Source organism: Streptomyces calvus (genome assembly GCF_006782915.1).
Taxonomy (GTDB): domain Bacteria; phylum Actinomycetota; class Actinomycetes; order Streptomycetales; family Streptomycetaceae; genus Streptomyces; species Streptomyces calvus.
Map to the genome: position 1 here is coordinate 61713 of NZ_VCNP01000052.1, position 20774 is coordinate 82486.

Annotated in this window: 17 protein-coding genes and 1 pseudogene; 10 read left to right on the forward strand and 8 right to left on the reverse strand. The window is 72.0% G+C overall.

Going from position 1 to position 20774, the window contains the following annotated elements:
• The 4 genes from FGW31_RS25865 to FGW31_RS25885 all read left to right on the forward strand — a co-directional run bounded on the left by FGW31_RS25865 (window position 1) and on the right by FGW31_RS25885 (window position 4093).
• Complete coding sequence (locus FGW31_RS25865; protein ID WP_142195921.1) at window positions 1-945, forward strand: RluA family pseudouridine synthase; 945 nt, start codon at window positions 1-3, stop codon at window positions 943-945.
• The gene (locus tag FGW31_RS25870) at window positions 942-1409 is read left to right on the forward strand and encodes a GNAT family N-acetyltransferase (RefSeq protein WP_142195922.1); all 468 of its coding nucleotides are present in this window, start codon (window positions 942-944) and stop codon (window positions 1407-1409) included. The genes FGW31_RS25865 and FGW31_RS25870 overlap by 4 nt, the downstream gene beginning before the upstream one ends.
• Window positions 1410-1718: 309 nt before the next feature.
• A complete protein-coding gene (locus FGW31_RS25880; protein ID WP_142195942.1) occupies window positions 1719-3311 on the forward strand; it encodes a Na+/H+ antiporter in 1593 nt (530 codons plus the stop codon).
• 41 nt (window positions 3312-3352) lie between these two features.
• A complete protein-coding gene (locus FGW31_RS25885) occupies window positions 3353-4093 on the forward strand; it encodes an SDR family NAD(P)-dependent oxidoreductase (protein ID WP_142195924.1) in 741 nt (246 codons plus the stop codon).
• Window positions 4094-4115: 22 nt separating this feature from the next.
• On the opposite strand, the gene FGW31_RS25890 is transcribed toward FGW31_RS25885, so the two are convergent.
• Window positions 4116-5231, reverse strand: coding sequence for a mechanosensitive ion channel family protein (locus FGW31_RS25890; protein WP_142195925.1), 1116 nt, complete (start codon window positions 5229-5231; stop codon window positions 4116-4118).
• A 106-nt stretch (window positions 5232-5337) separates the two neighbouring features.
• Between FGW31_RS25890 and FGW31_RS25895 the strand changes: the two genes are divergently transcribed.
• A complete protein-coding gene (locus FGW31_RS25895; RefSeq protein ID WP_142195926.1) occupies window positions 5338-5928 on the forward strand; it encodes a dienelactone hydrolase family protein in 591 nt (196 codons plus the stop codon).
• On the opposite strand, the gene FGW31_RS25900 is transcribed toward FGW31_RS25895, so the two are convergent.
• The 5 genes from FGW31_RS25900 to FGW31_RS25920 form a co-directional block, all read right to left on the reverse strand.
• Window positions 5913-6902: a zinc metalloprotease gene (locus tag FGW31_RS25900; protein ID WP_142195927.1), complete on the reverse strand. Its 990-nt coding sequence runs from the start codon at window positions 6900-6902 to the stop codon at window positions 5913-5915. The genes FGW31_RS25895 and FGW31_RS25900 overlap by 16 nt on opposite strands.
• A gap of 325 nt (window positions 6903-7227) precedes the next feature.
• Window positions 7228-8919, reverse strand: a complete 1692-nt coding sequence (locus tag FGW31_RS25905) for an alkaline phosphatase D family protein (RefSeq protein WP_373303336.1) — start codon at window positions 8917-8919, stop codon at window positions 7228-7230.
• Between the two features lie 90 nt (window positions 8920-9009).
• A complete protein-coding gene (locus FGW31_RS25910) occupies window positions 9010-9822 on the reverse strand; it encodes a DsbA family protein (RefSeq protein WP_142195928.1) in 813 nt (270 codons plus the stop codon).
• Window positions 9823-9917: 95 nt separating this feature from the next.
• Window positions 9918-10619, reverse strand: coding sequence for a hypothetical protein (locus FGW31_RS25915; protein WP_142195929.1), 702 nt, complete (start codon window positions 10617-10619; stop codon window positions 9918-9920).
• A gap of 86 nt (window positions 10620-10705) precedes the next feature.
• On the reverse strand, window positions 10706-12043 hold the full coding sequence (locus tag FGW31_RS25920; RefSeq protein WP_142195930.1) for a DUF2252 domain-containing protein: 1338 nt from the start codon (window positions 12041-12043) through the stop codon (window positions 10706-10708).
• A gap of 226 nt (window positions 12044-12269) precedes the next feature.
• Here FGW31_RS25920 and dnaE point away from each other — a divergent pair, with 226 nt between their 5' ends.
• Window positions 12270-15809, forward strand: coding sequence for a DNA polymerase III subunit alpha (gene dnaE / locus FGW31_RS25925; protein ID WP_142195931.1), 3540 nt, complete (start codon window positions 12270-12272; stop codon window positions 15807-15809).
• Between the two features lie 92 nt (window positions 15810-15901).
• Here dnaE and FGW31_RS35115 read toward each other — a convergent pair whose 3' ends face one another.
• On the reverse strand, window positions 15902-16069 hold the full coding sequence (locus FGW31_RS35115; RefSeq protein WP_167530122.1) for a hypothetical protein: 168 nt from the start codon (window positions 16067-16069) through the stop codon (window positions 15902-15904).
• A 220-nt stretch (window positions 16070-16289) separates the two neighbouring features.
• Here FGW31_RS35115 and FGW31_RS25930 point away from each other — a divergent pair, with 220 nt between their 5' ends.
• The 4 genes from FGW31_RS25930 to FGW31_RS25945 all read left to right on the forward strand — a co-directional run bounded on the left by FGW31_RS25930 (window position 16290) and on the right by FGW31_RS25945 (window position 20301).
• Window positions 16290-17495 (forward strand): NYN domain-containing protein, encoded by a 1206-nt coding sequence (locus FGW31_RS25930; RefSeq protein ID WP_142195932.1) that lies wholly within the window; start codon window positions 16290-16292, stop codon window positions 17493-17495.
• 157 nt (window positions 17496-17652) lie between these two features.
• Window positions 17653-18627, forward strand: a complete 975-nt coding sequence (locus tag FGW31_RS25935; RefSeq protein ID WP_142195944.1) for an ABC transporter ATP-binding protein — start codon at window positions 17653-17655, stop codon at window positions 18625-18627.
• Between the two features lie 98 nt (window positions 18628-18725).
• On the forward strand, window positions 18726-19547 hold the full coding sequence (locus FGW31_RS25940; protein WP_142195933.1) for an ABC transporter permease: 822 nt from the start codon (window positions 18726-18728) through the stop codon (window positions 19545-19547).
• 34 nt (window positions 19548-19581) lie between these two features.
• Window positions 19582-20301 (forward strand): AAA family ATPase, encoded by a 720-nt coding sequence (locus FGW31_RS25945; RefSeq protein ID WP_142195934.1) that lies wholly within the window; start codon window positions 19582-19584, stop codon window positions 20299-20301.
• A gap of 293 nt (window positions 20302-20594) precedes the next feature.
• Here FGW31_RS25945 and FGW31_RS25950 read toward each other — a convergent pair.
• Window positions 20595-20774, reverse strand: a pseudogene (locus tag FGW31_RS25950) (ROK family transcriptional regulator); the annotation flags it as partial.

The following is a 20774-nucleotide window of genomic DNA, read 5'->3' on the forward strand; positions in this document are numbered from 1 at the left end:
GTGAGCACGATTCCCGAGATCCGTACCCTGCCCGTGCCCGACGGCCTGGAGGGCGAGCGCGTCGACGCCGCCATCTCCCGCATGTTCGGCTTCTCCCGTACCAAGGCGGCCGAGCTCGCCGCCGCGGGGAAGGTCACGGTCGACGGATCGGTGGTCGGCAAGTCCGAGCGGGTCAACGGCGGTGCCTGGCTCGAGGTGGAGATGCCGCAGGCGCCCGCCCCCGTGCAGGTGGTGGCCGAACCGGTCGAGGGCATGGAGATCGTGCACGACGACGACGACGTGGTCGTGATCGTCAAGCCCGTCGGAGTCGCCGCCCACCCCTCGCCCGGCTGGACCGGCCCCACGGTGATCGGCGGTCTCGCCGCCGCCGGGTACCGCATCTCGACCTCCGGCGCCGCCGAGCGCCAGGGCATCGTGCACCGCCTCGACGTCGGCACCTCCGGCCTGATGGTCGTCGCCAAGTCCGAGTACGCGTACACGTCGCTCAAGCGCCAGTTCAAGGAGCGCACGGTCGACAAGCGGTACCACACGCTCGTCCAGGGCCACCCCGACCCCACCAGCGGCACCATCGACGCCCCCATCGGCCGCCACCCGCAGCACGACTACAAGTGGGCGGTCACCGCCGACGGCAAGCCGTCCGTCACGCACTACGACCTCATCGAGGCCTTCCGCGCCGCCTCCCTCCTCGACGTCAAGCTGGAGACGGGCCGCACCCACCAGATCCGCGTCCACATGGCCGCCCACCGCCACCCCTGCGTCGGCGACCTCACCTACGGCGCCGACCCGACGCTCGCCAAGCGGCTGCGGCTGACCCGGCAGTGGCTGCACGCGGTGCGGCTCGGCTTCGAGCACCCCGGTGACGGACAGTGGGTGGAGTTCGGCTGCGACTACCCCGACGACCTGCAGCAGGCGCTCGACCAGGTCCGCGAGGAGACCTACGCGTGAGCGCCGTTCACGTCCTGCGCGTGGCGGAGGACCCAGCCGACCTGGAGGCGTGCTTCGCGGTCCGCAAGGACGTCTTCGTCGCCGAACAGGGCGTCCCCGAGGACATCGAGTACGACGCCTACGACGCCGGCGCCGTGCACGTGCTGGCGGTCCGCGAGGACGGCGTACCGCTCGGCACCGGGCGGCTGCTGCACGGCGCGGCCGCCGCGGCGAAGAACGGCGGTGATCCGGCCGTCGGATCGCTCGGACGGCTCGCGGTGACGCGCGCGGCGCGGGGCCTCGGCGTCGGTGCCGCGCTGGTGCGGGCCATCGAGGACGCGGCCCGCGCGCGGGGTCTGACGGCCGTCGACCTGCACGCGCAGACCCACGCCCTCGGCTTCTACGAGCGGCTGGGCTACGAGGCCTACGGGCCGGAGTTCCCGGACGCGGGCATACCGCACCGGGCCATGCGGCGCGTTCTGTAGCCGGGGCCGCGACGGCCTGGTGAGGGCCTAGCCTTAGGGCCTGTCGTTTGGATCGTCCCGGGGTCGCGGGGTCCGGCACGCGCGTCTGCGGCGTTGCCGTCGGTTGCCGACTCCCCCACGCTCGGCTCCGCTCGCGCGGGGGCACCCCCACCGCGCTGTCGCCCTCCTCCGCCGTGCAGCTGCACGCACCGGACCCCGCTCGAGCCGGTCGAAAGGGCACCGCACCTCACAGCCGCGCTGATCCGAACGACAGACCCTGGGCGTGGCAGGGTGGAGTTCCGCCCTGCGACCGCCGATCCGTCCGGAGTACTGACCGTGGATCAGTTGACCCTGCTGTTCGTCCTGTTGCTCGGGGCCGTGGTGAGCGTTCCCGTGGGGGAGCGGCTGGGGCTGCCGGCGCCGGTCCTGATGACGCTCCTCGGCATCGTCCTGGCGCTGCTGGAGTTCGTGCCGAACGTCGACATCCCGCCGGACCTGATCCTCCCGCTGCTGCTGCCGCCCCTGCTGTACGCCGCCGTGCGGCGCACCTCCTGGCGGCAGTTCGCGGCGAACGTCAGACCGATCCTGCTGCTCGCGGTCGCGCTGGTCTTCGTCACCATGCTGTGCGTCGCCGCCGTCGCCCACGCGATCGTGCCCGGGCTGCCGCTCGCCGCCGCCCTCGCCCTCGGCGCGCTGGTCGCGCCGCCCGACCCGGTCGCCGCGACCGCCGTGGCGGGCAAACTGGGGCTGCCGCGCCGGCTGGTGTCGATCCTGGAGGGCGAGGGCCTGTTCAACGACGTCACCGCGATCGTCCTGTACAACGTGGCGATCGCCGCCGTCGTGAGCGGCACCTTCTCGCCGTGGGAGGCCGGGCTCGACCTGGTGCTGTCCGCCGTGGTGGCGGTGGCGGTCGGCCTGGCGCTCGGCTGGGGCGCCAACAAGCTGATGGACCTGCTCGGGGACGCGACCCTGCAGATCGGCCTCAGCCTGCTGGTGCCGTACGCCTCCTACGTGCTCGCCGAGGAACTCCACGGCTCCGGCGTGCTCGCCGTGCTCACCACCGCGCTCTTCCTCGCCGAGTACGCCACCGACGCCGACGACGTCATGACCCGGCTCGCCGGGCACACCTTCTGGGACATCGTCGACACCCTGGTCACCGGCGTCGCGTTCGGACTCGTCGGCCTGGAACTGCACAACGCCATCCGCACCGCCTCCGGCCGCTGGGGCGAACTGCTCGGCTGGGCGGCGGCGATCGTCGGCGTGGTCGTCGTGGTGCGGCTGCTGTGGCTGCTGCCGGCGACCTGGCTGACGCAGCGGCTGCACGCCGCGCGGGACACCGACGAGGAGATCCCGGTGAGCTGGCGCGAGACCGTGGTGATGTGGTGGTCGGGCATGCGCGGGGTGGCCTCCGTCGCGCTGGCGCTGGCGATTCCGCTGGAGACCGACGCCCAGGAGGCCTTTCCCGGCCGCGGAGAGATCATCTTCCTCGCGTTCGGCGTGATCATGGCGACGCTGCTGGTGCAGGGGCTGAGCCTGCCGTGGCTGGTGGGACGGCTCGGGGTGCGGGCCGACACCGGCCGCGAGAAACGCCTCGAACACGACCTCGCGGTGCGGGCGGCGAAGGCGGCGAAGCGCAGGCTCCGGGAGATCGAGGAGGCCGAGGAGCTGCCGGAGGAACTCTCCGAGCAGATGCTGCGCAGCGCCTTCGACATCGGCGTGCGGATCAGTCCCGACCTCGCGGAGGACGAGCGGCGGGAGGCGCAACGGCAGCGCGCCCTGCGGCTGAAGCGGATCCGCCGCATCCAGCGGGAGATGCTCAGCGCCGCCCGGCACGAGGTGCTGGCGGCGCGCAGCGAGCCGGGCGCGGACCCGGAGGTCGTGGACCGGGTGTTGCGCCATCTCGATGTGCGCAGCCTCCGGTGAGCTTGGCGGGACCCGCGACCCCAGGTTCGTAAAGTCTGGGTATGACTCGGAATGTCGTGATCAGTGGGGGCGGTACGGGGATCGGTCTGGCCGCCGCGCAGGTGTTCGCCGCCGACGGGGACCAGGTGCTGCTGCTGGGGCGGCGCGGGGACGTGCTGGAGCGCGCACCGGTGCCGGGCGCCCTCACCTACGCCGCGGACCTGGCCGACCCGGAGGCCGTACGCGGTGTGGCCGGCTTCGTGGGCCGGGAGTTCGGCGCCGTGGACGTGCTGATCCACTGCGCCGGCGGCAACGGCCTCCTCGAACCACCGGTCGGCGGCGACGACCCGCTCGACGCGGTCGCCCGCTCCTGGACCGTCAACTTCCGGCTCAACCTCCTGACCGCCGCGCTGCTCACCGAGGCCCTGCGGGAGCGGCTCGCCGAACCCGGCGGCCGGGTGCTGTTCCTCAGCTCCATCGCCGCCTACCGCGGCCACGGACAGGTGGCGTACGCGGCCGCCAAGGCCGGGCTGCACCCGTACGCCCACGATCTCGCCCGCAGGCTCGGCCCGCACGGCATCACCGTGAACGTGGTCGCGCCCGGCTACATCGAGGACACCGCGTTCTTCGGCGACGGCATCGACGAGGACCTGCGGACCTGGCTGGTCGAGGAGACCCTGAACGGGCGGGCCGGGACGCCCGGGGACGTGGCGGCGACCCTGCACTGGCTCGCCTCCCCGGGCGCCGCGCACATCACCTCGCAGATCATCCAGGTCAACGGCGGCGCGGAACGCGGCCACTGAGGGCCGGTCGGCCGAGGGCCGGTCAGCGCTCCCGCGGATGGCCGTGCACACGGCGCGCCGCCGGTACGCCGTCGGCGGGACGGTGGCCGTCGGGCCCCGGCCGCAGCACCGCGTCCGCCGTGTTGACCCGGGGCAGCGCGTACGGGTGCTCCTCGGTCAGCCAGCGGATCATCCGCTCGCGCACCTCGACCCGCACCGTCCAGATGTCGTCGGCGTCCTTGGCCGTCACCAGCGCCCGCACCTCGATGGTGCTGGGCGTGCTGTCGGTCACCGACAGGTTGTGGGCGCGGCCGTCCCAGGCCGGGCACTCGCGCAGGATGTCGCGGAGCTTGTCGCGCATCGCCTCCAGCGGCGCCGAGTGGTCGAGGTGCCAGAAGACGATGCCGGTCATCTGCGGCGTGCCGCGCGACCAGTTCTCGAACGGCTTGGACGTGAAGTACGACACCGGCATGGTGATCCGGCGCTCGTCCCAGGTGCGCACGGTCAGGAACGTCAGCGTGATCTCCTCGACCGTGCCCCACTCGCCGTCCACGACCACCGTGTCCCCGATGCGCACCATGTCGCCGAAGGCGATCTGCAGCCCGGCGAACATGTTGCTCAGCGTCGACTGGGCGGCCACACCGGCGACGATGCCGAGGATGCCGGCCGAGGCCAGCAGCGAGGCGCCGGCGGCGCGCATCGCGGGGAAGGTCAGCAGCATCGCGGCCACCGCCACCACACCGACGACCGCCGAGACCACCCGCCGGATCAGCGTGACCTGGGTGCGCACCCGGCGCACCCGGGCGGGGTCGCGCCGGTGGCGGGAACTGGCGTAGCTGCTGTAGGAGGTCTCCACCACCGCGGCGGCGATACGGATCACCAGCCAGGCCGCCGAGCCGATCAGCACCAGCGTCAGGGTCCGGCCCACGCCGACCTCGTGGCTCTGCAGCAGCCGGGCCTCGTCGTACGAGCCGCGCAGCAGGGCCGCGCAGAGCAGCAGTTGGTAGGGGATCCGGGCGCGGCGCAGCAGGCCCCACAGCGGGGTCTCGTGGTGGCGTTCGTCGGCCTTGCGCAGCAGCAGATCGGTGACCCAGCCGAGCAGCAGCGTGAGCACCACCGAGCCGCCGACCACGATCAGGGGGCGGAGCACGTCATCCATGCCCTCGAACCTAACCGGCTCGCGCGGCCATGAACATGTGACTTCCGCGCGATCACGGGTACGGCCGGGATCCGGCGTCGTCGCACCGGGCTGGCACCATGGCCTCATGAACATCGTGCTCTTTCACTCGACCTACGGTCCCCGGCCCGCGGTGCAGCGGGCGGCCGACCGGCTGCGCGCGGCCGGACACGAGGTGTGGACGCCCGACCTCTTCGAGGGCCGTACGTTCGACACGGTCGAGGAGGGCACGGCGTACAAGGAGGAGACCGGCAGGGACGAGCTGCTGAAGCGGGCCGTGCTGGCCGCCGCGCCCTACTCGGAGCGTGGCCTGGTGTACGCCGGGTTCTCCTTCGGCGCCTCAGTGGCGCAGACGCTGGCCCTCGGCGACGAGAGGGCGCGCGGACTGCTGTTGCTGCACGGCACGTCCGACATCGCGGAGAACGCCTCGGTGGACGAGCTGCCGGTGCAGCTGCACGTCGCCGAGCCCGACCCGTTCGAGACGGACGACTGGCTCACCGCCTGGTACCTGCGGATGGGCCGGGCCGGGGCCGACGTGGAGGTGTACCGGTACGCCGGGGCCGGCCACCTGTACACCGACCCCGACCTTCCGGACTACGACGAGGAGGCCGCCGAGGCCACCTGGCGGGTGGCGCTCGGCTTCCTCGACTCGCTGGAGGGGGATCAGCCGGCGCGGTAGGCGGCCCAGCTCTCCTGCATGCGCGTCACCTGACCGGCGGTGAACTGGTACATGCACGCGTCGTAGGTGTAGTCCATGAAGTTGTGGATCGGGTCGGCGCCCGCCTTGCGGGTGCAGGTGTCGCGGCCCTCGGGGCACTCGTAGGCGGGGCTCTTCTCGGCCGGGGTGTCCTCGACGTAGTCGCCGCTGCCGTTGCAGCCGCCCTGGAAGGTGTGGTAGAGGCCCATCCAGTGGCCGACCTCGTGGGTGCCGGTGTCGCCCTCGTCGTAGTTGGTGGCGGATCCGCCGGGCAGTGAGGAGTTGAGGACGACGACGCCGTCCATCTCCGGGCTGGACCGGTAGGAGCTCGGGAAGGTGGCCCAACCGAGCAGGCCGTCGCCGATGTTGGCGGTGTAGAAGTTGAGCGCGTTCGCGCCGCCCTGGTGCAGGGCGGTCTTCATCGCCTTCTCCTCCGGCGAGCCGTAGCCGACGGTGTACCAGGCGGCGTTGTCGGTGTAGTCGGTGCCCGCCAGCGTGAACTGGAAGCCCGAGTCGGTGTTGCCGGTGCCCTGGCCGGCGTAGGCCGCGTTCAGGACGTTCAGCTGCGCGGTGATGTCGGCGGAGCTGAGCTTGCCGGTCTCGCCGTCGTGGATGACGTGGAAGTAGACCGGGATGGTCGTCGCGGCGGTGGTCGTGGCGCTCCGGCCGGAGGCGCGCAGCTTGTCCAGCCGGGCGCGCAGGTCGGCGTCCATCGCCTGGGCGCGGGCCTCGCTGATCTCGTTCGGCTCGGCGGCGTGCTTCTCGTGGCCGGGGTGCGCCTTGCGGGCCGCGGAGTGCTCGTGGACGTCCTCGGCGCACTCGGCGGCGGTGAGGGTTCCCGCCGCGGCGACTCCGGTCGGCGCGGACAGGGGGGAGAGCATCAGGGTTCCGGCCACGACGGCCGTACCGAGCAGGCGTCTGCGCGACAGGGACGATATTCGGGCGAGCGTGCGCATGAGGGCTCCTGGCGGATGCGGTGGGGACCGGGCCAGGGATCTTCCTGGCCGCCGCCGGGAGATTACGTGGACATGACTACGTGCAAAGAGGAGTGATCAAGCCCAATCAACGCCCCGACAAACAGGGGCAATCGGGAAGGTGGCGGGCGGGGAAACGTTACGTCGCGCGGAGTCCGGGAGCGGGACGTCATCATTCCGGCCAGTGGACGGGTGGTGTGTCCGGATTCGACTCCCGGCCCACACCACCCGCCGTGACGGCCTGATCCACCCTCGGTGTCCGGCCTCCCGTCCCCGAGTGGCCGAAAATCACCCTTCGGAGGCGGGGTTACACCGGGTCGTAGGTCCGCTCGACCCGCTGTGTGCCGCTGCGCGTGCGGTACGAGCGGGCCCAGGCCGCCGTCGCGTCCGCCGCGGTGCGGCTGGAGAGCACGTAGTAGTCCATCTGCGCGCGCTCCGCGGTGATGTCCAGCACGCCGTAGCCGTGCCGGTCGGTGTCGACCCAGTGGACGTGCCGGTTGGCCGCCCTGATCAGCGGCGCGGCGACCGCGGAGACGGTCCCCTCGGGGACCTTGACGATGTCGTCGAGGTTGTCGGAGGTCACCGAGGTGACGACGAACTCCGTGGCCGCCGTGGCCGACAGCGGGTAGGTGGCCGCGTTCACCGGAACGTCGTTGGCCCACGCCATGTGGATGTCGCCGGTCAGGAAGACCGTGTTGCGGACGGCGTGCGCGCGCAGGTGGGCGAGGAGTTCGCGGCGGTCGTCGGTGTAGCCGTCCCACTGGTCGGTGTTGAGGGCGAGGCCCTCCCGCGGCAGCCCGAGCAGCTCGGCCAGCGGCCCCAGCAGCTCGGCGGGGAGCGAGCCCACCGCGAACGGCGAGATCATCACCGAGGTGCCGACCAGCCGCCAGGTGGTGTCGGACGCCGTCAGGCCCGCCTTCAGCCAGTCCAGCTGGGCACGGCCGGTCAGCGTGCGCTCCGGGTCGTCGACGGCGCCGTCGCCGGTGGTGACCTGCTGGGAGCGGAACGACCGCAGGTCCAGCAGCGAGAGGTCGGCGAGCCTGCCGAAGCGCAGCCGGCGGTAGGTGGTGCCGGCCAGCGCGGGCCGCACCGGCATCCACTCGAAGTAGGCCTGCTTGGCGGCGGCCTGACGCGCCGCCCAGGTGCCCTCCGCGCCCTCGGTGTGGTTCTCGGCGCCGCCCGACCAGGTGTCGTTGGCGATCTCGTGGTCGTCCCAGATCGCCACGACCGGCGCCCGGTGGTGCAGGGCCTGGAGGTCGGGGTCGGTCTTGTACTGACCGTGCCGGACGCGGTAGTCGGCGAGGGTGAGGATCTCGTGCGCGGGCGCGGTCGGTCGGACGACCTCGCCGCGGGCGCCGTACTCGCCGGTTCCGTACTCGTAGATGTAGTCGCCCAGGTGCAGCCAGGCGTCCAGGTCGGACCGGGCCGCGAGGTGCCGGTACGCCGAGAAGTGGCCGGCCTCCCAGTTGGAGCAGGAGACCACGCCGAAGCGCAGGCCGGACACGGCGGCGTCGGCGGCGGGGGCGGTGCGGGTGCGGGCGACGGGGGAGTCGGTGCCGCCCGCGGAGAAGCGGAACCAGTAGTCGGTGGCCGGCGCCAGGCCCCGGATGTCCGCCTTGACGGTGTGGTCGGCGGCGGCGGTGGCGAGCGTCGAGCCCCGCGCGACGACGTCGGTGAACGCCCGGTCCCGGGCGACGGTCCAGCGCACCTCGGTGTCCGGGCCGAGCCCGGAGCCCGGTACCGCCTCCGGCGTCGGCGTCACCCGGGTCCACAGCAGCACGCCGTCCGGCAGCGGGTCGCCGGAGGCCACACCGTGCAGGAAGGCGGGCGCCGCGGTCGCCGCACGGGCGGCGGGCAGGGACGCGGCGAGCGGTCCGGCCAGCGCCGCGCCGGCGGCCGCCGCCTTCACGACCGTACGGCGCGGGACAGGGGGAGAGGCGTCCGCGGCGGCGGGGACGGTTCTCTCGGACGGTCTGATCGATCTGCTTCGACTGGTCACAGCCGAGCAGGTTACTGGCAGGTACACGCCAGAGCGGGCGAACCCGGGAAAGTTCGCCCGCTCTTCAACGCCCGGAAAGCCGGCCGGGGATCAGGCCTTGAGCGCCTTGTCGACCGCCGTGGTGAACTCGGCCACCGTCATGGGCGCGTTCTGCCCGTCGGAGCCGGTGAGCTTCTTGCCGTCCATCATCAGCGTCGGGGTGCCCTGGGCCTCGCTCTTGTCGAACACCTCGGACATCTCCAGCGCCCACTTGTCGAACGTGCCGTCCTTCACGTCGGCCTGGAACTCCTTGTTGCCCTTCAGCGCGTCGACCGTGTTCGCGATCTTGATCAGGTAGGAGTCGTCCTTGAACTTGTCGTCCGTCTCCTCCGGGTGGTACTCGGCCGAGTACAGCGCGCTCTTGTACGCCAGGAACGCCTCGGGGCTGACGTTCAGCGCGGCGCCCATCGCGCTCAGGGCGTTCTTGGAGCCCTCGCCCGTCAGGTTGCGGTCGAGGAACGAGGCGCCGACGAAGCGGATCTTGTACTTGCCGTCCTCGACGTCCTTCTCGATCGTCTTGCCCACGGTCTGCTCGAACGTGGCGCAGACCGGGCAGCGCGGGTCCTCGTACAGCTCCAGGGTCTTCTTGGCGTCGGACTTGCCGATGACCACGGTCGTGCCGTTCTCACCGCTGGTGTTGGCCGGCTTGACGAGCTTGGCGTCCGCCGCGGCCTCCCAGTGGTCGGGCTTGTTGCCCTGGACGACCGCGTAGCTGATGCCGCCGGCTATCGCCAGGACGCCGACCAGGGAGCCGGCCACGATCAGCTGCCGCTTGACCTTGTCGCGCTTGGCCTGCCGCTCGCGCTCGATGCGCAGCCGCTCACGGGCCGCCGTCTTCGCCGCCTGGCTGTTCCGCTTGCTCATGGTGATGATCTCCACGGGGGACGCACACGTCGTGTGCGGGATACGAAGGGGGACTGTTCGTGCTCGCGTCGCGCCGTGCCGGAGGCCGGGTCGCCTCAGGCCGCGGCGGCCGAGCACGGCGGTCCACGCCGCCCCAGGGAGTGCGCGAGGACCAGGCTCCGTGCCGTGGCGGCGCGGCGCACCGGGCGGACCGGCCGCAGCACCTCCGGGGCGCGGCGCACCGCCACCGCGGCGACCGCGAGCAGCAGCGGCCGGAACGTGGTGGCCGCCACCGCGCCGAGCAGCTGGGCCAGCGCCCGCTCCCCGCGGCGCAGCCACGCGGCGGCCAGCAGGCCGACGCCGATGTGCGCGCCCAGCAGCGCCCAGGCGGTGCCCGGGTGGGCCTCGGCGAACAGCGCCGCCAGCCGGTCGCCGCCCTCGGCGGCGGGTCCGGTGACCCGGGCGAGCGGAGCGCCCACGCTGGTGCCGTCGCCGCACAGCACGTCGAAGCCGAAGGACCGCAGCGGGCCCGCGACCGGGCCGCCCATCCGGCCGTAGCAGACGTGCTGACCGGTGGTGAAGACGGTGTCGGCGGCCAGCTCCAGCGGGATCAGCAGGGCGGCGATCCGTCCGAAGGAGCGCTCCCGGCCCGCCAGGGCGTACGCCAGGACGAACACGGCGGCGGCGACCGCGGCCACCGTGTTGACCGGCAGCGGAGCCCCGGACAGCAGCACGTGCGACGTGGTGCTGAGGGTCACGACGCAGGTCGTGAACAGCACCGCGCGGACGGCTCTGAGCTGGGTTCCGGATATGTCCATGGCGGTAGAGAGTGTGTCACGTGCTCCGGTAAGAGGTCCCTAAAGGGTTCCTGTGGACGGAAGGGTTCCTGTGGACGGGTGGACGGTCACAGCCCAGGAATCCTGCCGTTGCGGAACAGGTCCAGGAAGATCTGGTGGTCCCGGCGGGCCCGGGCGCCGTAGTCGTGGGCGAAGTCGACCAGCAGCGGGACCAGCGAGTCCTCGTCGGCGGCGATCGCGGCGTCGATCGCGCGCTCGGTGGAGAACGGCACCAGGGACTCGCCGGAGGTGTCGTCCGCCGCCGAGTGCATGGTGGCCGTGGCCCGGCCGAGGTCGGCGACGACCTGGGCGATCTCCTCCGGCTCGTCGATGTCGCCCCAGTCCAGGTCGACGGCGTACGGCGAGACCTCGGCGACCAGCTGGCCCGTGCCGTCCAGCTCGGTCCAGCCCAGCCACGGGTCGGCGTGCGCCTGCAGGGCGCGCTGGGAGATCACCGTGCGGTGCCCCTCGTGCTCGAAGTAGGCGCCGATGGCCGGATCGGTGACGTGCCGGGAGACGGCCGGGGTCTGCGCCTGCTTGATGTAGATCACCACATCGTTCTCCAGGGCGTCGCTGTGGCCCTCCAGGAGGATGTTGTACGACGGCAGCCCGGCCGAGCCGATGCCGATGCCGCGGCGGCCCACGACGTCCTTCACGCGGTAGGAGTCCGGGCGGGCCAGCGAGGCGTCAGGCAGCGTCTCCAGATAGCCGTCGAATGCGGCGAGCACCTTGTAGCGGGTCGCGGCGTCCAGCTCGACCGCGCCGCCGCCGGCGGCGAAGCGGCGCTCGAAGTCGCGGATCTCGGTCATCGACTCCAGCAGGCCGAACCGGGTCAGCGAGCGGGCGTCGCGCAGCGCGTCCAGCAGCGGCCCCTGGGCCGTGTCCAGCGTGAACGGCGGCACCTCGTCGCTCTTCGCGCCGGTGGCCAGCGCGTGGATCCGCTCGCGGTAGGCGGCCGCGTAGATCGTGACCAGTTCGGTGATCTGCTCGTCGCTGAGCGCCTTGGCGTAGCCGATCAGCGCCACCGAGGCGGCGAAGCGCTTGAGGTCCCAGGTGAAGGGGCCGACGTAGGCCTCGTCGAAGTCGTTGACGTTGAAGACCAGACGGCCGTTCGAATCCATGTAGGTGCCGAAGTTCTCCGCGTGCAGATCGCCGTGGATCCACACCCGGGACGTCCGGTCGTCCAGGTACGGCCCGCCGTGTATCCGCCCGCCGTTCCCGGCGTCCAGGTCGTGGTAGAAGAGGCACGCCGTCCCGCGGTAGAACGCGAACGCCGAGGCCGCCATCTTGCGGAACTTCACCCGGAACGCGGCCGGGTCGGCGGCCAGGAGCTCGCCGAAGGCGGTGTCGAGTACGGCGAGGATCTCCTCGCCGCGGTGCTCGTCGTTGAGCTGCGGGACCGACATCGCTGGGTGCCTCCTGGTGCGGGACGTCTCGGGACGGGTGATCCGTCCACTGGCTAACGTGTGACGGGACACGGGAGTGCCCGTGACCCCGCCCGACGGTACGCGGCGGCGACCCCCGGGTGTCAGTGCCGGGGCATAGACTTCGACGCTGACCCCCGGACTGTCCGCCGGCCGTCCGCGGACCGTCCACAGTCCGTCGCCGAGAGTTCTCCTTGGAGGCCGCACCGTGTCCAAGCCGCCGTTCACGCACCTGCACGTCCACACCCAGTACTCGCTGCTGGACGGTGCCGCGCGGCTGAAGGACATGTTCAACGCGTGCAACGAGATGGGCATGACGCACATCGCCATGTCCGACCACGGCAACCTGCACGGCGCCTACGACTTCTTCCACTCCGCGCAGAAGGCCGGAGTCACCCCGATCATCGGCATCGAGGCGTACGTCGCCCCCGAGTCCCGGCGCAACAAGCGCAAGATCCAGTGGGGCCAGCCGCACCAGAAGCGGGACGACGTCTCCGGTTCCGGTGGCTACACCCACAAGACGATGTGGGCGGTGAACTCGACCGGCCTGCACAACCTCTTCCGGCTCTCCTCCGACGCGTACGCCGAGGGCTGGCTGCAGAAGTGGCCCCGGATGGACAAGGAGACCATCGCCAAGTGGTCCGAGGGGATCGTCGCCTCCACCGGCTGCCCCTCCGGCGAGGTGCAGACCCGGCTGCGCCTCGGCCACTTCGACGAGGCCCTCAAGGCCGCCGCCGACTACCAGGACATCTTCGGCAAGGACCGGTACTTCCTGGAGCTGATGGACCACGGCATCGAGATCGAGCACCGGGTCCGCGACGGCCTGCTGGAGATCGGCAAGAAGCTCGGCATCCCGCCGCTGGTCACCAACGACTCGCACTACACCTACGCCCACGAGGCGGGCGCCCACGACGCGCTGCTGTGCATCCAGACCGGCAAGAACCTCTCCGACCCGGACCGCTTCAAGTTCGACGGCACCGGCTACTACCTCAAGTCCACCGACGAGATGTACGCCATCGACTCCTCGGACGCCTGGCAGCAGGGCTGCGCCAACACCCGGCTGATCGCCGAGATGGTCGACACCACGGGCATGTTCGTCAAGCGCGACCTGATGCCGAAGTTCGACATCCCGGAGGGCTACACCGAGGTCAGCTGGTTCCGCGAGGAAACCATGCGCGGCATGCACCGCCGCTTCCCGGACGGCATCCCGGACGACCGCATGAAGCAGGTCGAGTACGAGATGGACACCATCATCTCGATGGGCTTCCCGGGCTACTTCCTCGTCGTCGCCGACTTCATCATGTGGGCGAAGAAGCAGGGCATCGCCGTCGGCCCGGGCCGTGGTTCCGCGGCCGGCTCGATCGTCGCCTACGCCCTCGGCATCACCGACCTCGACCCGATCCCGCACGGCCTGATCTTCGAGCGCTTCCTCAACCCCGAGCGCATCTCCATGCCCGACGTCGACATCGACTTCGACGAGCGCCGGCGCGTCGAGGTCATCCGGTACGTGACGGAGAAGTACGGCGCCGACAAGGTCGCCATGATCGGCACCTACGGCACCATCAAGGCCAAGAACGCCATCAAGGACTCCGCGCGCGTGCTCGGCTACCCGTACGCGATGGGCGACCGGCTCACCAAGGCCATGCCGGCCGACGTCCTGGGCAAGGGCATCCCGCTCTCCGGCATCACCGACCCGAACCACCCCCGGTACTCCGAGGCGGGCGAGATCCGCGGGATGTACGAGAACGAACCGGACGTGAAGAAGGTCATCGACACCGCCAAGGGCGTCGAGGGCCTGGTCCGGCAGATGGGCGTGCACGCCGCCGGCGTGATCATGTCCAGCGAGACCATCACCGACCACGTCCCGGTCTGGGTCCGGCACACCGACGGCGTGACCATCACGCAGTGGGACTACCCGAGCTGCGAGTCGCTCGGCCTGCTGAAGATGGACTTCCTGGGCCTGCGCAACCTGACCATCATGGACGACGCCGTCAAGATGGTGAAGGCCAACAAGGGGATCGACATCGATCTCCTCAGCCTCCCGCTCGACGACCCCACGACGTTCGACCTGCTCCAGCGCGGCGACACGCTCGGCGTGTTCCAGTTCGACGGCGGCCCGATGCGCTCCCTGCTCCGGCTGATGAAGCCGGACAACTTCGAGGACATCTCCGCCGTGTCGGCCCTGTACCGGCCGGGCCCGATGGGCATGAACTCCCACACCAACTACGCGCTGCGCAAGAACGGCCAGCAGGAGATCACGCCCATCCACCCCGAGCTGGAGGAGCCGCTCAGGGAGGTCCTGGACGTCACCTACGGCCTGATCGTCTACCAGGAGCAGGTGCAGAAGGCCGCCCAGATCATCGCCGGCTACTCGCTCGGCGAGGCCGACATCCTCCGCCGCGTGATGGGCAAGAAGAAGCCGGAGGAACTGGAGAAGAACTTCGTCATCTTCCAGGCCGGCGCCCGCAAGAACGGCTACAGCGACGAGGCCATCCAGGCGCTGTGGGACGTGCTGGTGCCCTTCGCCGGCTACGCCTTCAACAAGGCGCACTCCGCCGCGTACGGACTGGTGTCGTACTGGACCGCCTACCTCAAGGCGAACCACCCCGCCGAGTACATGGCCGCGCTGCTCACCTCGGTCAAGGACGACAAGGACAAGTCGGCGGTCTACCTCAACGAGTGCCGCCGCATGGGCATCAAGGTGCTCCCGCCCAACGTCAACGAGTCCGAGTCCAACTTCGCCGCCCAGGGCGACGACGTGATCCTCTTCGGCCTGTCGGCGGTGCGCAACGTCGGCACCAACGTCGTGGAGTCGATCATCAAGTGCCGCAAGGCCAAGGGGAAGTACACCTCCTTCCCGGACTACCTCGACAAGGTCGACGCGGTCGTCTGCAACAAGCGCACCACGGAGTCGCTGATCAAGGCCGGCGCCTTCGACTCCATGGGACACACCCGCAAGGGCCTCACCGCGCAGTACGAGCCGATGATCGACAACGTGGTCGCGGTCAAGCGCAAGGAGGCCGAGGGGCAGTTCGACCTCTTCGGCGGCATGGGCGAGGCGGAGACCAGCGAGCCCGGCTTCGGCCTCGACGTGACCTTCACCGACGAGGAGTGGGACAAGACCTACCTGCTCGCCCAGGAACGCGAGATGCTCGGTCTGTACGTCTCCGACCACCCGCTGTTCGGCCTGGAGCACGTGCTGTCCGACAAGGCCGACGCGGGCATCTCCCAGCTCACCGGCGGCGACTTCGGCGACGGCGCCGTGGTCACCATCGGCGGCATCATCTCGGGCCTCCAGCGCAAGATGACCAAGCAGGGCAACGCCTGGGCGATCGCCACCGTGGAGGACCTCGCGGGCTCCATCGAGTGCATGTTCTTCCCGGCGACGTACCAGCTGGTGTCCACGCAACTCGTCGAGGACGCCGTCGTCTTCGTCAAGGGCCGCCTCGACAAGCGCGAGGACGTGCCGCGGCTGGTCGCGATGGAGCTGATGGTCCCCGACCTGTCCAACGCGGGCACCAACGCACCCGTGGTGCTCACCATTCCGGCCACCCGCGTGACCCCGCCGATGGTCAGCCGGCTCGGTGAGATCCTCACCCACCACAAAGGCGACAGCGAGGTCCGCATCAAGCTCCAGGGGCCGACCAAGACGACGGTGCTGCGGCTCGACCGCCACCGCGTCAAGCCCGACCCGGCCCTGTTCGGCGACCTGAAGGTCCTGCTCGGACCGTCCTGCCTGGCCGGCTAGGAACAGCGGGCGCGACGCGCGTGAGGGGCGCACCCTGTGGCGGGCGCGCCCCTCTTCATGTGCCTGGGCCGCAACGGCCCGTCCAGCAGATGTCAGTTGTGGCCGAAGCGCTTCTGCCGGCCCTTGCCCCGGCCGACCTCGCCGGGCATGACCTGCGTGGTGCGCTGCTCGTCCGGCGTCTCCATCGTGGACGCCTGCGTCGCCCGCTGGGCGCGCTCGGCCTGCGGCTGCTTACGGTCACGGTTCTTGTTCTTGGCCATGGTGATGCCTCCTGTGGGGGACTAGGGGCCAGGGCCGGGACCAGATTCACACAGCACGACAACACACGCATGTCGGACAATTACCGTGTGTGACCGGGTGGTCGGGGGAGGAAGTGTGGAAACGCCACGCCGAAGATCGAGTTCGGGACGTTAACCCTGGCGTGGTCGGGCAGACTCGAAGCAAGCCCGAAGCAAACCTCCCGGAAAGAGGGTGGATCGCGTGGACCGCTGCATCGTCCTGGTGGACGCCGGGTATCTGCTGGGGGCCGCCGCCAGTCTCCTCGCCGGGGAGCCCTCACGGTCCCGCATCACCGTCGACCACGCCGCCCTCATCCAGGGTTTGCGCGAGCGCGCCGAGTCCGACACCCGGCAGCCGCTGCTGCGCATCTACTGGTTCGACGGCGCCCCCGACCGCGTCCCCCAGCCCGAGCACCGCAGGCTGCGCGTGATGCCCCGGGTCACCGTCCGGCTCGGCGCCCTGACCCGCAGCGACGGCCGCTGGGCACAGAAGGGCGTCGACGCCGCGATGCACGCCGAACTCACCGAACTCGCCCGCAACCGCGCCTGTTCCGACATCGTCCTGGTCACCGGCGACGGCGACCTGCTGCCCGGCATGATGGCCGCCAAGGAGCACGGCGTCGCCGTCCACCTGTGGGCCGTGCAGGCCGCCGACGGCGACTACAACCAGTCCGAGGACCTGGTCGCCGAGGCCGACGAACGCCGCGTGCTGGACCGCGCCTGGATCACCCAGGCCGTCCGCGCGAAGGAGGTCACCGGGGTGTGCGCGCCGCCGCCCGTGCCCCGGCCGGAGATCGCGGCGATCCTCTCCGCCCCGCTGCCGGACTCCGCCCTCGCCGCGGCGGCCGAGCGGACCGCGGAGGAGCCCCGCCACCCGGCCGCCGCGCACAACGGCACCGCCGAGCGGTCGCCCGCCGCCAAGGGCGTACCCACCCCGAAGGACCTGGCCGCGCTGCGTGCCCCCGGTCCGCACGCCGACCGGCCGCCCGCCTCCGCCACCCTGCGCTGGTCCTCCGACAAGGGCTGGGTCGACCGGCCCGTCGCCGAGCCGCCGGACGCCGCGTCCATGCCGACGCTGGCCCAGCTGACCACGGCCGAGCAGCGGTGGGCCGACCGCGAGGAGGACATCACCACCGTCGGCGGCGACCCCTTCGAGGTGGGGCAGGTCTTCGCGCGGCGCTGGGTGGAGCGGCTCGGCGACCAGAGCCACATCCAGAAGCTGTCCGCCATGTACCCGCGCATCCCGCACCGCATCGACGGCGAGCTGCTGCGCTACGCCGCCCGCTTCGGCCTGCTGGCCCACAAGGACGACCAGATCGACGAACGCGACCGCTACGCCATCCGGGCGGGCTTCTGGCGCGAACTGGACCAGCGCACCGGCACCGAACGGGCCGCCGCCGCGGAGTGAGCGGCCGGCCGGTGGGTGTGCTTGGGGGAGTTGCTGCTCGTAGGGGCGGTTTTGCGGGCCGGGGGTGCCCCGGGAGCGGGGCGGGGCGCGGCACCCCGTAGGCTCGTCCCTTGTGAGTACGCGCGCGGCACAGGGATTCCGGCACGGTGGTGACGTCGTGTGTGCGGTGCGCGGGCTGACCAAGACCTATCCGGCGGCGCGCGGACGGCGCGGCGTGCCGGCCACCCCCGAGGTCCGGGCCACCAACGACGTACGGCTCGACATCCGGCGCGGTGAGATCTTCGGCCTGCTCGGGCCGAACGGCGCCGGCAAGTCCACCCTGGTGCGCCAGCTGACCGGGCTGATGCGGCCCGACCGCGGCAGCGTGGAGATCCTCGGCCACGACATCGTGCGCCACCCCGAACGCGCCTCGCGCATCCTCGCCTACCTCGGCCAGGAGTCCAGCGCCCTCGACGAACTGACCGTGTCCCTGGCGGCCGAGACCACCGGCCGGCTGCGCGGTCTGGACGTGCGCAGCGCGCGGGCCGAGCGGGACGACGTCCTGGACGAACTGGGGCTCGCGCCGCTCGCCGGCCGTCCGCTGAAGAAGCTCTCCGGCGGCCAGCGCCGGCTGGCCTGCGTCGCCGCCGCGCTGGTGGGGGAGCGGCCGCTGCTCGTGCTGGACGAGCCCACCACCGGCATGGACCCGGTGGCCCGGCGCGCGGTGTGGTCCGCCGTCGACCGGCGCCGCGCCGAACGCGGTACGACCGTGCTGCTGGTCACCCACAACGTCATCGAGGCCGAGACCGTCCTGGACCGGGTCGCCGTCCTGGACCGGGGTACCGTCATCGCCTGCGACAGCCCGTCCGGGCTGAAGGAGCAGGTCGCCGGTGAGGTCCGGGTCGACCTGGTGTGGCGCGAGGCGGCGCCGCTGCACGTGCCCGAGGTGGCCGCGCTGCGCGACCGGGTCGTGGAGTCCGGCCGCCGCTGGACCCTGCGGCTGGCGCCCGAGGAGGCCCGTACGGTCGTCGCGACCGTCACCGGCGGGGCCGCCTTCGCCGCCCTGGACGACTTCACGCTGGCCACGCCCAGCCTGGAGGACGTCTACCTGGCGCTGGGCGGCGCCGTGCGACAGGGGCTGGTGAAGGCGTGAGCCCCTGGGCCGTGAGCGCACGGGCCGCCGTCTCCGTACGGGACGGGGCGAGCGCCGGAGCGGATCCTGACGATCCCGACGAAGGGGAGCAGCACGACGTGAGTGTCGTACCCGCCGATGTCCTGCCGGGCGGCGCCCTGGGCCTGGACCGGGCCGCGCCGGAACCGGCCGAGCTCGGCCCCCGGCCCCGGCTGTGGCCGGCGCTGACGGCCGTGTACCGGGCGCAGCTGTCCCGGGCCCGGGTCGCGCGGATCCCGCTGCTGTTCGTGGCGACGTTCCAGTCGGTCGGGATCATGATCCTGATGCGCGGGGTCGTGGACGGCGGCGGCGAGGCGCAGGCCGTGGTCGCCGGCGCGTCGGTCCTGGTCGTCGCCTTCGTCGCGCTGAACCTCCTCGCCCAGTACTTCGGCCAGCTGCGGGCCAGCGGCGGACTCGACCACTACGCGACGCTGCCCGTGCCGCCAGCCGCGGTGGTGCTGGGCGCGGCGGGCGCGTACGCGTCCTTCACCGTGCCGGGCACCGTCGTCACCGCCGTCTTCGGATGCGTGCTGTTCGGGCTGCCACTGGCGCACCTGTGGATCCTGGCCGCGGTGATCCCGCTCGCCGGTGCCGCGCTCGCCGGGCTCGGCGCGGCCCTCGGCCTGCTCGCGCCCCGGCCCGAACTGGCCACGCTGCTCGGGCAGCTCGGCATGTCGGCGGCGCTGCTGCTGGGCGTGCTGCCGCCGGAGCGCATGCCGGAAGCGGTGCGCCTGGCCCGCGACCTGCTGCCGTCGACGTACGGCGTCGAGGCGTTCACGCGGACCTTCGGACCGCACCCCGACTGGGCCCGGGTGCTCGGTGACCTCGCCGTGTGCGGGGTCGTCGGCGTGATCTCGCTGACGGTGGCGACCTGGGCCTACCGCAGGGCGGCCGTCCGGTGACGCGCCGCACAGCCGGGCCTGGCACGATGGCAGGGTGAGCGCACCTCTGACACCACCACCGCCTCCGCACGAACGTTCCGCGCGGGACACGGGGCGGCCGCCGTCCGACGGGCCCGCGGCCGCTCCGCTCCAGCTCTCCGGGAGCACCGGGTTCGCCGCGTACCCGGGTCACGACTGGCGGCACGACCCGGACGGTCCCGGGATGAGGACGGAAGTGCGTCAGGCCGCCGTGACGGCGGTGGCGGGGGCGCTGTGCGGGGCGCTGCTCGGGGTGTTGTGGTGGTGGCTGGCGCCGCGCGTGCCGCTGGTGGGCGACGTCGTCGGCGACAACTGGGTCGTCTACTTCAAGGACTCCGAGGGCGAGCAGGCCGTCGGTGTGGACGGGACGTTCTCGCTCCTCGCACTGGGTTTCGGCGCGGTCAGCGCGCTCGTCGCGTTCCTGGTGCGCCGCCGCGGCGGCGTGCCGCTGGTGGTGGCGCTGGCCGTCGGCGGGCTGCTCGGATCGCTGCTCGCCTGGCGGCTCGGCGTGTGGCTCGGCCCGTCGCAGGACGTTGTCGCCCGCGCCAGGAGCGCCGGCCAGGGCGTCACCTTCGACGCGCCGCTGCAACTGGGCGCCAAGGGCGCGCTGTTGGTGTGGCCGTTCGCGGCGCTGGTCGTGCACCTGGGGCTGACCGGTCTGTTCGGCCCCCGGGACCCGGACCCCTTCCCGCCCCCGGGCCCCTACGGCCCCCAGAGCACGGCACCCAAGGCGTAGCCCCGCACCGCCGGACCCGGTTCGCGGGCTCCGGACCCGGCGGCGCGGCCGGGCCAGGGGGTGTCGTTCGGACCGTGCCGGGGTCGCGGGGTCCGGTACGCACATCTGCGGCGTGGTCGCCGGTTTCCCCACTCTCGGCTCCGCTCGAGCGGGAGGGGCCCCCGTCGCTCCGCGTTGTCGCCCTCCTCCGCCTTGGCGTGGGCTGTGGTGCGGGCGGCTGGAGCGGTCGTGCATGCCGGCCGCGCCCAGCCGCCGGTAGCGGCTCCCCCCCCGGGCGGGGGGGGGGGGGGCGGCCCGGTGGCGCCGCGCAGGTGGGTGTGCCCGAAGTCGACGCCGATGACGATGCCGGCGTCCCCGCTCAGCGAGACGCTGCGGGCCCGGCGTCCACCGGCCGAGGTGGGCGTGACCTCGACCGTTCCGCTGTCCTTCAGTTCCCGGACGATGTTGGAGACGGTGGCCGCGGACAGGCCGGT